The following is a 12,650-nucleotide window of genomic DNA, read 5'->3' as shown; positions in this document are numbered from 1 at the left end:
TGCAGGAGTTTGTAAGGGATCATACGTGGCGACTGGTCGATCACCAACCCGCAAGCTGTCGCAGAATCCTACAAGAGCGCTGTATCAATCCTTTTTTTATAACAGTTTTTTTCAAAGGATAGCCTGCATTTGCCGATCAGAGCCCCGCTTCCCGTTCATCGGCGTCCACCGCCAGTGGCTGCTCTTCGCTGCGGCGGCGAATCTTCAGTTCACTGACCACCACTGCGACAACGATCAGCACGCCACCGAGCAAGGCTACGCCCGGTAGCCGCTCGCCGGCGATGCGCCCGACGATGCCGGCCCATACCGGTTCACCGGCGTAGATCAAGGTAGCGCGAGTCGGCGAGACCGACTTTTGCGCCCAGTTCATCGCCACCTGGATCACCGCGCTCATCGCCCCCAGGCCCACGGCGCTAAGCAGCAACAGCCAGGAGAAGTCCGGCAGGCGCTCCTGGGTCGGCACCACCATCATGAACGACAGCGCCGAGGCAGTGGCCAGTTGCACCACAGTCACACGGCGAACGTCCACCTGGCCGGCGTAGCGGCTGATCAGGATGATTTCTGCGGCAATGGCTACGGCGCTGACCAGGGTGGCGATTTCCCCCGGACTGAACTGCAGCGAACCACCACCGGGGCCTGCCAGCAGCATCAGGCCGGCAAACGCCAGGCCGATGCCCAGGCTCGGCATCAGCCCTGGGCGGCGGCCCAGCACCAGCCATTGCAGCAAGGGCACGAAGGGTACGTACAGGGCGGTGATGAATGCCGACTGGCTGCTGCTGATGGTTTGCAGGCCGACTGTCTGCAGGCCGTAGCCAAGCATGATCGATACACCGATCAACACCCCGGCCTTCAATTCGGTGGCGGTCAGGCCAGGCAACGAACGGGCTGTGACCAGGCCAACGAACAAGGCCGCCGCGGCAAAGCGCAAGCCGACGAAAAACATCGGCCCGCTGACCGTCATCACGTTGTGCACCAGCAAAAAGGTGCCGCCCCAGAGCATGGTGATAAACACCAGCACCAGTTCGGCCTTGCTCAGCCGGAAGGAAACGGAAGGGCGTTCAGCGGAGTTCGTTGGGGTCATGGCCTTGCACACGGGAGAAGGTCGACGCACAATTGCGGCGAAAGTGGGCAGTATACTGCGCAACCCCTATTGATGAGCAATATAGTGCACAAAGATTCCACTCAACGCGCGTCGGTGCTCCAGCACGTCAGCCAGAACATTCGCCGCCTGCGCCATGCCGCTGAATTGAGCCAGGCTGCCCTGGCAGAACAGTCCGGGGTCAGCCGGCGCATGCTGGTGGCGATTGAAGCCGGCGAAAAGAATGTCAGCCTGACCACGCTGGACCTGATTGCCGAAGCCCTGCAAGTGGCGTTCAGTGATTTGATCAAGGCGCCGGACAACCGCGACCCGAGCCGCATCAACGAGCTGGCCTGGGCCGGTGTGCATCCCGGCAGCAAGGCCGTGCTGCTGGCAAGCTCCGCCGCCACCCGCGAAGTCGAGCTCTGGGAGTGGCGCCTGGAGCCCGGTGAGGTCTACCCCTGCGAGCCCGATGCCGAGGGCTGGAGCGAGCAGTTGTTCGTGTTCGAAGGTTGCCTGACCCTGGACATCGAAGGGCACCGGCACCTGCTCAATGCCGGCGAGTTTTTCACCTTTGCCAGCAACCGCCGCTACGCCTACCGCAATGATGGCGAGGTGGCGACCCGCTTCGTGCGCAACGTGGTGATCTGAGCACGCGACGGGTCACTGCACTCAGCGCCTGGCGCCGGTCAGGTAGTCCTCGGTGGAAATCACCTGGGCATAGGCGAAAGCCAGCGACGCCATGTAGGCTGCATGCACCTGCGCCGCCGGTACGATAACACCATTGAATTCCAGGGCGCGGGTCGCGCAGGCATCGTGGATCACCGTGACGCCATAACCATAATCGGCAGCCGCGCGGCTGACCGCATCGATGCACATGTGGCTCATGCTGCCGATCACCGTGACCTCGCTGATTTCCCCGTCATCCAGTAATTGCTTGAGCCCGGTACCGAGAAAGGAATTGACCTTGTGCTTGAGCAGCACCGGCTCGCCTGTGCGGTTGGCAGCCTTGGGGTGAATCTGCGCGCCTTGCGAGCCCGGGGTGAAGAACGGCGCATCACTGGACTCGAACTCATGGCGCACATGCACCACTAGGTCGCCGCGCGCACGGGCAGCCTCAAGGATGCTGGCGGCGTTGTCGGCTGCCGCATCGGCGCCGTCCAGGGTCCATTTGCCGCCGGGGAAGTAATCGTTCTGGATGTCGATGACGATCAGTGCCTGTTTGCTCATGTCAAAAGCCTCGTGTGGGGGAGTGGTTGTGGCGTGGTGATAGTTATAGGCTTGAGCGATGTGCTTGCGGATTGGCGCGAACGACAAATTGGCGGGAAAAACTGACAATGGCAACGGCGCAATTCCCTATAGAAATTGGCGTGCTGGTTTATCCCGGCGCGCAACTGGCCGCCGTGCATGGCCTGACCGACCTGTTTGCCGTGGCCAACCGTCTGCGTTTTGAACTGGGGGCGCTGGAGCGACCGCCGTTGCGCGTCTGCCATTGGAGCGAGACGCCTGACGAGCACTTGCAGGTAACGTTCGACACGCACCCAGGCAGCCATCACCAGGTGCGGGCCATGATTGTGCCGCCGAGCCTGACCCAGGCCCCGGCGCCGCAATTACTCGATCGTTACTGCGCCAACCTGCGCCAATGGCATGCGGACGGCGCGTTGCTGGTGTCGGTCTGCGTCGGGGTGTTCTTCATTGCCGCCAGCGGTTTGCTCGACGGGCGTCCGGCGACTACTCACTGGAATTTCGCGCAATCACTGGCCGAGCGCTTTCCACAGGTTCAGGTCGAAGCCAACCTGCCACTGCTCGATGACGGCGACATCATTACCTCGGCCGGGCTGATGGCCTGGACCGACCTGGGTCTGAAACTGGTCGAGCGTTACCTGGGCGAAACCCTGGCGGCGGAAACCGCGCGGTTTCTGGCGGTCGAACGGGTCAGCGGCGGGCAACACCCCGGCAGCGTCTTCAGCCCACGGCTGGATCACGGCGATGAGGCGGTGCTCAAGGTGCAGCACTGGTTGCAGGGCAGTGGCGCGCGCGAGGTTTCGCTGGCTGCGATGGCCGCTTGTGCCGGCCTCGAGCAGCGCACCTTTCTGCGCCGGTTTCGCAGCGCCACCGGCCTCAAACCTACCGAATACTGCCAGCAGGTCAGGGTCGGCCGAGCCTGCCGGATGCTTGAATTCACCAATCGCTCCATCGACCAGATCGCCTGGGGCGTTGGCTATCAGGACCCTGGAGCCTTTCGCAAAGTGTTCTTCAAGGTGACCGGGCTTGCACCCAGCGACTACCGGCGCCGACTCGCGGCCCCGGTGGCTTGATCCTACTTTGGTACAGGTCGGGCTGCGCACCTGGCGTTTTGTTGCCTATTATCCGTTGCAAAAAAGACGGAGAACGCCATGAGCGCCCCTGAACACCCCAACAACCCTGCTGCTGATGTGTTGATCATCGGTGGTGGCTTGAGCGGAACCCTGCTCGCGGCGCAGCTGCTGCGCCAAGCGGGCCAGCGCCGTGTGCTGATCGTCGAGCCGCGCAATGAGCTGGGGCGCGGCGAAGCCTACAGTGCCACGCACCTGGGACACACCCTCAACGGCAATGCCGCGCGCATGAGTGTCGATCCGGACAACGCCAATGACCTGACCGAGTGGCTCGGCCAGTGTATCGCCGCAGGCGGCTGGCCGGAGTCGGCCACGCAACGGGTGCCGGTGGCGGAGCTGTTTGCGCCTCGCGGGCTGTTTGGCATGTACGCCCGCCAGCGCCTGGCAGAAGCGCAGGAGCAGGGCGCGCGACAAGGCGCGGGGCTTGAGCATTTACAGGCCGAAGCCGTTGATCTGGCGGTGGACGATCAGGGCGTCAGGGTCAGCCTGGCCGATGGGCGTATCTTTCGCGCCAGCCGGGCCGTCCTGGCTACCGGCATGTTTGCCGCCGCGCGGACCGCCCAGCTCAGCGACAATACCTTTAACAACGCCTGCGTTGATCCCTGGAACATTCAGGCCATGCGCTCGATCGACCCGAATGGTCAGGTCGTCATCATCGGCTCCGGGTTGACCATGGTCGATGCCGTGGTGTCGCTGCAGGCCGCCGGCCATCGCGGGCCGATCGAGGTGTTTTCGCGCCACGGCCTGCTGCCGCACGTTCGCCGCCAGCCGCCGGCATGGGAGGATTTTCTCGCGGCTGACCTGTCACTTCGCAGCCCATTGCAACTGTTGCGGGCCTTGCGCGCTCAGTGCCGGTCCGCCCAGCAGCAGGGCATCGACTGGCAGGCGCCACTGGATACCGTGCGCGTGCATATCGGCAGGCTCTGGAGCCAGGCCAGCGAGCGTCACAAACGCCAGTTCGTACGTCACGTCCGGCCTTGGTGGGAGAGTCATCATCACCGTTCGCCGCCGCAGGGTGCAGCGTTGCTGGCGCAGCTGGTCGAAGCGGGGCGGTTGCGGATTCATGCGGCGTCGTTCCAAGGCATTGAGATCGATGCCAACGGGCTGCCAGTGGTAAAGCTGCGTTTTCGCGGTCAAACCCAGGTCGAGCGGATCAGCGCTGATGCTTTGATCAATTCCACCGGTATTGAATACGACTGGCGCCGGGTAGCCCGGCCATTGCCGCAGAACTTGCTGCAACGCCGGCTGATCAAGCCGGGCCCCCTGGCTCTGGGCATCGCCGCGGATGCGCAGGGGGCGGTGCAGGATGCCGAGGGCCGATACAGCGGGCGCCTGTTTGCCATGGGCCCGCCGTTGCGCGGACTGTGGTGGGAAAGCACCTCGGTGACCGACGTTGCCTTGCAGGCCAAGGCGCTGGCCCAGCACCTGGCCGAATGTGGCCGCTAGTCGTGAATTTCGGGGCCCGGCTCGAGCAGTTGCGGGCCGGGGCCGTTTTCGCTGAGTTGATCGTCACAGTTGCGCAACGGGCAGCTTTGCAGCGACATGCAGCCGCAGCCGATGCAGCTATCGAGCTGGTCGCGCAGCACCATCAGCTTGTCGATACGCCGGGTGAGGTCCTGGCGCCATTGCTCCGATAGCCGTTGCCAGTCCTTCACGCTCGGTGCGCGTCCCACCGGTAACGTCTGCAGCGCGGCATGAATAGTCGCCAGGGGGATACCCAGGCGTTGAGCCATCTTGATTACCGCCACCCGGCGCAAGGTATCGCGCGGGTAGCGTCGCTGGTTGCCGGCGCTGCGCGTGCTGTGGATCAGGCCTTTGCTCTCGTAGAAGTGCAGGGCGGTGACGGCAACGCCGCTGCGCGCCGACAGTTGGCCAACGCTGAGAACGCTCTGGGCTGAATCAGGCATGCAAGAATAGTCCTTGACCTCTAGTTAACTAGAGGTTTTACCCTGCCTGCCATCGCACCGCAAGTGCAATGGCAGAAGGAACATGTTCATGCCCGTTTCACACAACAGCCTGTGCTTTACCCAGATGATCGAGTTCGAGGTGGCGCCGGAGCGTCAGCGCGCGCTGGCAAAGGCGCTGGCGCTGCGCAGCGAGCACCTGGCCCGGTTGCACAGTGGTTTGCTCGCCGCCAGCATCCAGGCCAGCGACGATGGCAGTCGGGTCCTGCAGTATTTGCAATGGCAATCGCGCTCGGCCTGGGAGGCCGCTGTCAGCAGCTTCGAGCAGGAGCCGTTTCTCCAGCTGATTCACCAGCATCAAGCCAGAGGCGTGAACTTCAATGCCTTTCAGACCCTCAGCAGCCTGGCCCGTACAGCAGAGCACGGGCTGCACTGTCACCTGCCGCTGAGTTCAGGAGTACCAGGGTGAATGGTGCGGGTAGCGGTCGAGCCGCGCGCCAATGACCATTTCGCTGATCCAGGCACTGAGGATCGAGCTGTAGGCCTTCTGGCTTCTGTCGCTGGACAGCGCGTGGTCGGCGCCGTCGACGATCCGGTGGGTCAGCGAATGAACGCTGACGAAGGCTGAGCGGTAACTCATCAAGGTGCTGTGCGGTACGTAGTCATCCTGTTCCGACTCCACCAGCAGCACATCACCGGCAAATTCGGCGCAGGCGCCCAGTGCACGGTTGTCCCCCGGGCCCAGCGGGCGCTGGCGGTAGTCGGTCAGGCGTTGACGGTTGAGCGCTTGCTTGGGCAGGGTCCATTCATCGTCCCAGTACAGCGCCGGCACCCGCAGTGCCAGCCATTTGACCGGGCGCAAGGCGGTGAGCAGGGTTGCCAGGTAGCCACCATAGCTGCTGCCGATCAGGGCAATGGCGCTGGTGTCGACCGCCGGGTGGCTGACCAGCCGATCATAAGCGGCAACCAGGTCGGCCAGGTTCTGCTCGCGGGTGACGCTCAGGCGCTGGCTTTCGGTCTTCTCGTGGCCACGCAGGTCGAAGGTCATGCACACGCAGCCAAGGCCGGTGATCTGCTTGGCCCGGGCCAGGTCGCGTTGCTGGCTACCGCCCCAGCCGTGGACAAAAAGGATCCCCGGCACTTTGGAGCCCGGGCTGACGATGGTCCCGGCGATGCTTTCGCCGCCGACCGGGATCTCGATCGGTTCGCTATGGATGGTCATAGTCGCGGATCCGTGCGTATTTGCAGACTCGTCCGATTTCACTGTCGTCCCCCTGATAGAAAATCGTCGCATCGGCGGGCAGTTCTGGCGCGTCGAAGGCTTCGTGGGTGGAGGCGCGTACGCGTTTGAGCGCAGGGTCGGCGGCAAATGCCTGCAGGGCAAGAACCTCGGCACTGCTGGCACCGCCGATGCGCCAGGATTGTTCGAGTACGCCGCTGCGCAGCTTGTCCTGGCTGTTCAGGCCGCGGGCGACGTCATAGTTGCGCCGCGAGGCAATAAAGCCGGGAAAGGCCCGCAGCGCCGCCTGTTCGTAGGCTCGGGCCTGGGTGATGGCCAAGCGCAGGTGATCTTCCAGTTGCAATTGCAGCAGGGCATCGTAGTCGCCGCGCACCAGCACCAGGTCGGAACCACCGTAGATTTCCTCGCCGCAGTGGTCGCGGGTCAGTTGCTGGGTGCCGTAATAGCTGCAAAGGATGCCGGCCACCAGGGCCTGGCCGACGCTGAAGGTTTGCACCTGGCTGAGGTTCTCCTCAAGGGTCAGGCCCCAAACGGCAATTTCCTGCTCATCCATGCTGCCTAGCGCCTGCTCCAGGCTTTTCATGCTGTCGATCACGGTCTGCCCGCGACCTGCTGTAGCGCGCACCGGTTTGAGTCGCAGCGGCCCCTCGCGCAACAGCAGACCCGCGGCGCGAACCGCATCGTCAATACTGAAGACGCTATAGCCGCGCAACAACGCATCGTGGGCCAGGCGGGCGAAATCATCGGTCCAGCCCAGCGGAAAACGCGCATCGGCGGGTAGCGGATGGGAAATCGCCTTGGTGGCCATATAGGGCTGGCTGACCAGGCCGCCAAACAGATCCGTCGGCGCGCCAATGCCCATTGCCCGATAGCGCTCGACGCCGATCAGGGTTTCGGTGGGCAGGTAGTAGAAGTTTTCTTTGGCCGTCGGCGGCTGGGCAGGGGATACCACCTCGGTGTGGAACAACTGTGCCAGCCGTTCGGCCAGCTTGAGGTGCACAGTGTGTTCATGTTCGGGTGTGCTCTGACGGGTATCCAGCAGCACCACGCCTTGCTTGCGGTCAGTCGATCGGACCATGGGCGGATCCTCCCTTGCTGGGCTGTACTGAGTGTGAAGTCCTTCATTGGCAGAAGTTCAGTGCGAGCGACTGAAGGATGGTTTTTAAGTTATATAAATATGAAAATTGATAATTTATAGTTCTATTCGGGGTGGTGCACTATGGCACTGCACTTTTCTTACACGGATTAAGGAAGCGCCTGCTTTGCAAGGCGACGACAACCAGAGAGCCTGCTGTCATGAATGATCTTCCGCTGTATTTCGACTACGCCGCCACGACACCGGTCGACGAGCGAGTCATCCAGGCCATGGTCAGGTGTCTGGGGGCCTCAGGCAACTTCGGCAATCCGGCCTCCAGCTCGCACTGTTACGGGCAGAGCGCGCGTACGGCCGTTGAGCATGCCCGTGCCCAGGTCGCCGGACTGGTTGGCGCGCAGGCCGGGCAGATCGTCTGGACGTCGGGGGCCACCGAATCGAACAACCTGGCGCTCAAGGGCCTTGCCCAGGGCCGCCAGGGTGGGCACATCATCACCAGCCAGATCGAACACAAGGCGGTGCTTGATACTGTTCGCCAGCTGGAGCAGAACGGCTTTAGCGTGACCTTGCTCGCACCCGACGACCAGGGTCTGATCACTGCCAAGGCGCTACGTACTGCGCTGCGTGAAGATACCTTCCTGGTTTCACTGATGCTGGTGAACAATGAACTGGGAACCGTCAACGACATCCCGGCGTTGGCCGAGGTGGTTCGCCAGCATGGTGCCTTGCTGCATGTGGATGCGGCGCAAGGGGCGGGCAAACTGCCGATCGACCTGGCCCGCTGGCCGGTCGATCTGATGTCCTTTTCCGCGCATAAGGTCTATGGGCCCAAAGGCATAGGCGCCTTGTATGTCGGTGAGCGCGCCAGGCCCTTGTTGCAAGCTCAGATACATGGCGGCGGGCACGAAGGCGGGCTGCGCTCCGGGACCCTGGCGACCCATCAGATCGTCGGCATGGGTGAGGCATTTGCCGTGGCCCAGGCATTGTTCGAGGAAGAAACCGCACGCATCTGCCAGTTGCAACAGCGCCTGCTTGAGCAGTTGCTGCCAATACCGGGTGTGCGTCTTAATGGCAGTGCGGGGCAGCGGATTGCGCACACGCTCAGCCTCACGTTCGGCGCCGATCACCCTGACTTTACCCAACTTGCCCGGTCCCTGGCGTTTTCCTCCACCTCCGCGTGCAACTCTGCGGCCAATGCCGCTTCGCACGTGTTGCTGGCGCTCGGGCTCGAGCCGCACGCCGCGCGCCAGACCATTCGCCTGAGCCTGGGTCGTTACACCCAGGCGCAGGATATCGACCAGGCAGTGCGGGCAATCAAAGCCTCGTTACAGTCGCAACCCTTCTGGGCGGTTGCCCATGGCTGACACCTGTTCCATTATCTGCGCCAATAACAATGGATGCCGTGGTAGCAGGAGTCAGCATGAACACTCAGTCTTCAACGCAGGAAGCGGTGAATACGCGCCTGGCACGTATTCGTGAAGTAATGCAGCGCGAAGGTGTCGACGCCCTCTTGGTGCCGTCGGCCGACCCGCACCTTTCCGAATACCTGCCTGGTTACTGGCAGGCCAGGCAATGGTTGTCAGGGTTCCACGGTTCGGTGGGCACCTTGATCGTTACCGCCGACTTTGCCGGCCTGTGGGCTGACAGTCGCTATTGGGAGCAGGCAGAAAAGGAGCTGGCAGGCAGCACCATCGAGTTGGTGAAGTTGCAGCCAGGCAAGCCGGGCCCGCTGGACTGGCTCGCCGATCAGGTACCTGAAGGCGCTGTGGTCGCAGTGGATGGCGCGGTGATGGCCCTGGCGTCTGCACGCCAGCTGGGCGAACGGCTCAAGGCGCGCAACGTGCGCTTGCTCACCGAGAAGGATCTGCTCGACCAGGTATGGGCTGACCGGCCTGCGCTGCCCGACAACCCGGTGTATCAGCACCTGCCGCCCGAGGCTACGGTCAGTCGCGCCGAAAAGCTGGCCAACCTGCGTCAGGCCCTGCACGAGCGCGGCGCCGATTGGCACTTCATCGCTACCCTGGACGACATTGCCTGGCTGTTCAATCTGCGCGGCAGCGACGTTTCCTATAACCCGGTGTTCGTCGCTTTTGCCCTGGTCAGCCAGCATCAAGCCACCCTGTTCGTTGCCATGAGCAAGATTGACGAGCATTTGCGCCATGTGCTGGAAGTCGATGGCATCAGCTTGCGCGATTATGCCGAGATTGCTTCGGCCCTGGCCGCCATTCCCGCCAGCGAGCGTCTGTTGATCGATCCGGCGCGGGTTACCAGTGGCTTGTTGGCCAACGTTACCAAGGGGGTTCGCCTGGTCGAAGGGTTGAACCCGACCACACTGGCCAAATCGCAGAAAAGCCAAGCCGACCTTGCGCATATCCGCAAGGCCATGGAGCAGGATGGCGCGGCACTGTGCGAGTTCTTCGCCTGGTTCGAGGCGGCTCAGGAGCGTGGCGAGCCGATCACCGAGTTGACGGTGGATGAACAGCTCAGTGCCGCACGAGCGCGGCGCCCGGGGTTCGTGTCGTTGAGCTTCTCGACCATTGCCGCTTTCAATGCCAATGGCGCCATGCCGCACTACCGGGCGACCGAGGAGTCCCACGCACGCATTGAAGGCGATGGGTTGTTGCTGATCGATTCCGGCGGCCAGTACCTGGGTGGGACTACCGACATCACCCGAATGGTGCCGATCGGCAGCCCCACTGGTGAACAGAAGCAGGACTGCACGCGGGTGCTCAAGGGTGTTATCGCGTTGTCCCGGGCGCGCTTTCCACGGGGTATCCTGTCACCACTGCTCGATGCCATTGCCCGCGCGCCAATCTGGGCGGAGCGGGTCGACTATGGTCATGGCACAGGGCATGGCGTCGGTTACTTCATGAATGTGCACGAAGGGCCGCAGGTGATTGCCTACCAGGCCGCCGCCGCGCCGCAGACAGCTATGCAGTCGGGTATGATCACCTCGATCGAACCGGGTACCTATCGTCCAGGCGAGTGGGGGGTGCGCATCGAGAACCTGGTGTTCAACCGTGAGGCAGGCAACAGTGCGTTTGGCGATTTCCTCGAGTTTGAAACCTTGACGTTATGTCCGATCGACACCCGTTGCCTGCTGGCGGAGCGTCTGAGCCTCGAGGAACGTGACTGGCTCAATGGCTACCATGCTCAGGTGCGCGAGCGCCTTTCACCGTTGCTGGAAGGGGCTGCGCTGCAGTGGCTACAGGTTCGTACCGAGCCGGTCTGATGCAGGAAATCAGGCACTGACAACAAGGGCAGCCCTCGGGCTGCCCTTGTTTTTGGATGGGGTCACTTGCAGATGACGATCATGCTGCGGCTGGTGTAGCCAGCCGGGTTGAGACCAAACGGATAGTCCCCGGGCTCGGCATCGCCATCACCTGAGCGGGCAATGACTTTGTAGCCTTTGCTGCCGCAGGAGGCTTCGGCCTTGGCATAGCATTTGTCCCAGGATGAAGACAGGCCCGAGCAGTTGATATGCAGGCCTTTCTTGCCTCGTTTGACTTCGGTGTTCGCCGTCGCCGCACACCCTGCGATGGCCAAAATGGCTAGGATGAGCAAAATTCGTTTCATTCCTGTCCTTAATGCGTACCGGGTCTATCGCCCGTGTCTAATTTCCCGTGCCTCGTCCCTGATGCCTCTTCGCGTCCCTGTCTTGTCAATTAGATATCTTTAAGGTTGATGTTAGATGACAGCTTAAAGATGGTGGATGCCCGGCACAATGACCAGCGTCTATTTAAATGCAAATATTTCTCAAATCAGTCGGCAGGAACCAGCGCCGGGCTTTCCTTGCGCAGTGACAGGGTGGCGCCGACAGAGGCGGTGATAATTGCAGCGATAGCCAGCCACTGCGCCACGGTGAGTACTTCACCGAGGAACAGCAAGCCTGATAGCGCACCGAATGCGGGTTCGATGCTCATAAGGGTGCCGAAAGTACGGGCCGGGATGCGCGTCAGGGCGACCATCTCCAGGCTATAGGGCAGAGCCGTGGAGAGTATTGCCACACCCAGGGCAATAGGCAGCAGTGACGGGGTCAGCAGCGCACTACCGGCATGGACGATGCCGATGGGGGCGACGAACAGCGCGGCAATCATAACGCCCAGGGCGGCGGTCTGGATGCCGTTCTCGGCGCCGGCTTTTTGCCCATATAGAATGTACAGTGCCCAGCACACGCCGGCGCCCAGTGCATAACTGGCACCAACCAGGTCGATGCCAGCGCTGGTCTGGCCGATTGGAATCAGCAACAGCAAGCCAATCACCGCCAGGCCGATCCACAGAAAGTCTACAGCCCGCCGCGAGGCATAGAGGGCCACGGCCAGCGGGCCGGTAAACTCCAGGGCGACGGCAATGCCCAGAGGCACGGTGCGCAGCGACATATAGAAGAGGAAGTTCATTCCGCCCAAAGCCATGCCGTAGATGATCACGGTGCGTAGCGTGCTGGCGCTGAGCTTGGCGCGCCAGGGGCGCAGCAGCAACAGCATGATGACGCTGGCGAATATCAGGCGCAGGGTGGTGGTGCCTTGTGCGCCCACAACCGGGAACATGCTCTTGGCCAGCGAGGCACCGGACTGGATCGAGGCCATGGCGATCAGCAGCAAGCCGATAGGGAAGAGCGTGGCGGCCAGGCTGCGGGGTTGGTTGTTCATTGCGAAAGGACAATCCTTATATATAAGAAGAGGCACGGGCTGCCTATGATGCGCAAAGGGTAAAAAATGAGCAATATACTGCGCATTATTCTTTTATTTGGGCCATTTTGAATTAACCCTTGACGCGCCATTTAATCTCTCTATAATTCGCCCCACTTCCGGCGCAGTCGGAACTGAAAACTCCTTGAGTTTCAAAGAGTTGGCAGTTCCAGAGTGATCCGGAAGGGCTTCGATCGAAAGATCGGCAGCGGTGAAAAAGGCAGTTGACAGCGGTTTGAAACGCTGTAGAATTCGCCTCCCGCTACGAGAGA

The 12,650-nt window shown here is 62.1% G+C and carries 14 protein-coding genes; 6 read left to right on the top strand and 8 right to left on the bottom strand.

Translation table 11 applies throughout. The annotated features are described in order from the left end of the window. Positions 1 to 136: 136 nt before the first annotated feature. Positions 137 to 1,081, bottom strand: a complete 945-nt coding sequence (locus tag ABIE20_RS19070; RefSeq protein WP_429506577.1) for a DMT family transporter — start codon at positions 1,079 to 1,081, stop codon at positions 137 to 139. Between the two features lie 84 nt (positions 1,082 to 1,165). On the opposite strand from ABIE20_RS19070, the gene ABIE20_RS19065 reads away from it, so the two are divergent. Further along, the gene (locus tag ABIE20_RS19065; protein ID WP_429506575.1) at positions 1,166 to 1,729 is read left to right on the top strand and encodes a helix-turn-helix domain-containing protein; all 564 of its coding nucleotides are present in this window, start codon (positions 1,166 to 1,168) and stop codon (positions 1,727 to 1,729) included. A gap of 21 nt (positions 1,730 to 1,750) precedes the next feature. On the opposite strand, the gene ABIE20_RS19060 is transcribed toward ABIE20_RS19065, so the two are convergent. Continuing rightward, positions 1,751 to 2,308, bottom strand: coding sequence for a cysteine hydrolase family protein (locus ABIE20_RS19060; protein ID WP_429506573.1), 558 nt, complete (start codon positions 2,306 to 2,308; stop codon positions 1,751 to 1,753). Between the two features lie 107 nt (positions 2,309 to 2,415). Here ABIE20_RS19060 and ABIE20_RS19055 point away from each other — a divergent pair, with 107 nt between their 5' ends. Next, a complete protein-coding gene (locus ABIE20_RS19055) occupies positions 2,416 to 3,396 on the top strand; it encodes a GlxA family transcriptional regulator (protein WP_429506571.1) in 981 nt (326 codons plus the stop codon). A gap of 78 nt (positions 3,397 to 3,474) precedes the next feature. Further along, positions 3,475 to 4,899 carry an FAD/NAD(P)-binding protein gene (locus tag ABIE20_RS19050; RefSeq protein WP_429506569.1) on the top strand — a complete coding sequence of 475 codons (1,425 nt, stop codon included), beginning with the start codon at positions 3,475 to 3,477 and terminating at the stop codon, positions 4,897 to 4,899. Here ABIE20_RS19050 and soxR read toward each other — a convergent pair. Continuing rightward, on the bottom strand, positions 4,896 to 5,360 hold the full coding sequence (gene soxR / locus ABIE20_RS19045; RefSeq protein WP_429506568.1) for a redox-sensitive transcriptional activator SoxR: 465 nt from the start codon (positions 5,358 to 5,360) through the stop codon (positions 4,896 to 4,898). The two genes, ABIE20_RS19050 and soxR, sit on opposite strands and share 4 nt — an antisense overlap. 88 nt (positions 5,361 to 5,448) lie before the next feature. Between soxR and ABIE20_RS19040 the strand changes: the two genes are divergently transcribed. Further along, positions 5,449 to 5,826: an antibiotic biosynthesis monooxygenase gene (locus ABIE20_RS19040; protein ID WP_429506566.1), complete on the top strand. Its 378-nt coding sequence runs from the start codon at positions 5,449 to 5,451 to the stop codon at positions 5,824 to 5,826. On the opposite strand, the gene ABIE20_RS19035 is transcribed toward ABIE20_RS19040, so the two are convergent. Next, positions 5,809 to 6,579 (bottom strand): alpha/beta hydrolase family protein, encoded by a 771-nt coding sequence (locus ABIE20_RS19035; RefSeq protein ID WP_429506564.1) that lies wholly within the window; start codon positions 6,577 to 6,579, stop codon positions 5,809 to 5,811. The genes ABIE20_RS19040 and ABIE20_RS19035 overlap by 18 nt on opposite strands. After that, on the bottom strand, positions 6,566 to 7,675 hold the full coding sequence (locus ABIE20_RS19030; protein ID WP_429506563.1) for a DUF3182 family protein: 1,110 nt from the start codon (positions 7,673 to 7,675) through the stop codon (positions 6,566 to 6,568). Before ABIE20_RS19030 ends, ABIE20_RS19035 begins: the two co-directional genes overlap by 14 nt. A gap of 218 nt (positions 7,676 to 7,893) precedes the next feature. On the opposite strand from ABIE20_RS19030, the gene ABIE20_RS19025 reads away from it, so the two are divergent. Both ABIE20_RS19025 and ABIE20_RS19020 read left to right on the top strand, forming a co-directional pair. Continuing rightward, entirely contained in the window at positions 7,894 to 9,054 is a 1,161-nt protein-coding gene (locus ABIE20_RS19025; RefSeq protein ID WP_429506562.1) for an aminotransferase class V-fold PLP-dependent enzyme, read from the top strand. A gap of 56 nt (positions 9,055 to 9,110) precedes the next feature. Further along, positions 9,111 to 10,922, top strand: a complete 1,812-nt coding sequence (locus ABIE20_RS19020; RefSeq protein ID WP_429506560.1) for an aminopeptidase P family protein — start codon at positions 9,111 to 9,113, stop codon at positions 10,920 to 10,922. A gap of 62 nt (positions 10,923 to 10,984) precedes the next feature. Here ABIE20_RS19020 and ABIE20_RS19015 read toward each other — a convergent pair whose 3' ends face one another. The 3 genes from ABIE20_RS19015 to ABIE20_RS19005 form a co-directional block, all read right to left on the bottom strand. Next, positions 10,985 to 11,266, bottom strand: coding sequence for a hypothetical protein (locus ABIE20_RS19015; RefSeq protein ID WP_429506558.1), 282 nt, complete (start codon positions 11,264 to 11,266; stop codon positions 10,985 to 10,987). A gap of 185 nt (positions 11,267 to 11,451) precedes the next feature. Then, entirely contained in the window at positions 11,452 to 12,339 is an 888-nt protein-coding gene (rhtA, locus tag ABIE20_RS19010) for a threonine/homoserine exporter RhtA (protein WP_429506557.1), read from the bottom strand. Positions 12,340 to 12,432: 93 nt separating this feature from the next. Continuing rightward, positions 12,433 to 12,650 (bottom strand): hypothetical protein (locus tag ABIE20_RS19005; protein WP_429506556.1); only part of this gene is annotated, 218 nt, incomplete at its 5' end.

The organism is Pseudomonas sp. 2835, from assembly GCF_050435905.1.
Lineage (GTDB): Bacteria > Pseudomonadota > Gammaproteobacteria > Pseudomonadales > Pseudomonadaceae > Aquipseudomonas.
The sequence above is the reverse complement of the archived record's forward strand: the minus strand, read 5'-3'. Positions and strand labels throughout refer to the sequence as shown.

Bases quoted from the DNA above. Each gene is read 5' to 3' on its own strand.
- ABIE20_RS19070 (WP_429506577.1), bottom strand. From the start codon at position 1,081: ATGACCCCAACGAACTCCGCTGAACGCCCTTCCGTTTCCTTCCGGCTG.
- ABIE20_RS19060 (WP_429506573.1), bottom strand. From the start codon at position 2,308: ATGAGCAAACAGGCACTGATCGTCATCGACATCCAGAACGATTACTTC.
- ABIE20_RS19055 (WP_429506571.1), top strand. From the start codon at position 2,416: ATGGCAACGGCGCAATTCCCTATAGAAATTGGCGTGCTGGTTTATCCC.
- ABIE20_RS19050 (WP_429506569.1), top strand. From the start codon at position 3,475: ATGAGCGCCCCTGAACACCCCAACAACCCTGCTGCTGATGTGTTGATC.
- soxR (WP_429506568.1), bottom strand. From the start codon at position 5,360: ATGCCTGATTCAGCCCAGAGCGTTCTCAGCGTTGGCCAACTGTCGGCG.
- ABIE20_RS19040 (WP_429506566.1), top strand. From the start codon at position 5,449: ATGCCCGTTTCACACAACAGCCTGTGCTTTACCCAGATGATCGAGTTC.
- ABIE20_RS19035 (WP_429506564.1), bottom strand. From the start codon at position 6,579: ATGACCATCCATAGCGAACCGATCGAGATCCCGGTCGGCGGCGAAAGC.
- ABIE20_RS19030 (WP_429506563.1), bottom strand. From the start codon at position 7,675: ATGGTCCGATCGACTGACCGCAAGCAAGGCGTGGTGCTGCTGGATACC.
- ABIE20_RS19025 (WP_429506562.1), top strand. From the start codon at position 7,894: ATGAATGATCTTCCGCTGTATTTCGACTACGCCGCCACGACACCGGTC.
- ABIE20_RS19020 (WP_429506560.1), top strand. From the start codon at position 9,111: ATGAACACTCAGTCTTCAACGCAGGAAGCGGTGAATACGCGCCTGGCA.
- ABIE20_RS19015 (WP_429506558.1), bottom strand. From the start codon at position 11,266: ATGAAACGAATTTTGCTCATCCTAGCCATTTTGGCCATCGCAGGGTGT.
- rhtA (WP_429506557.1), bottom strand. From the start codon at position 12,339: ATGAACAACCAACCCCGCAGCCTGGCCGCCACGCTCTTCCCTATCGGC.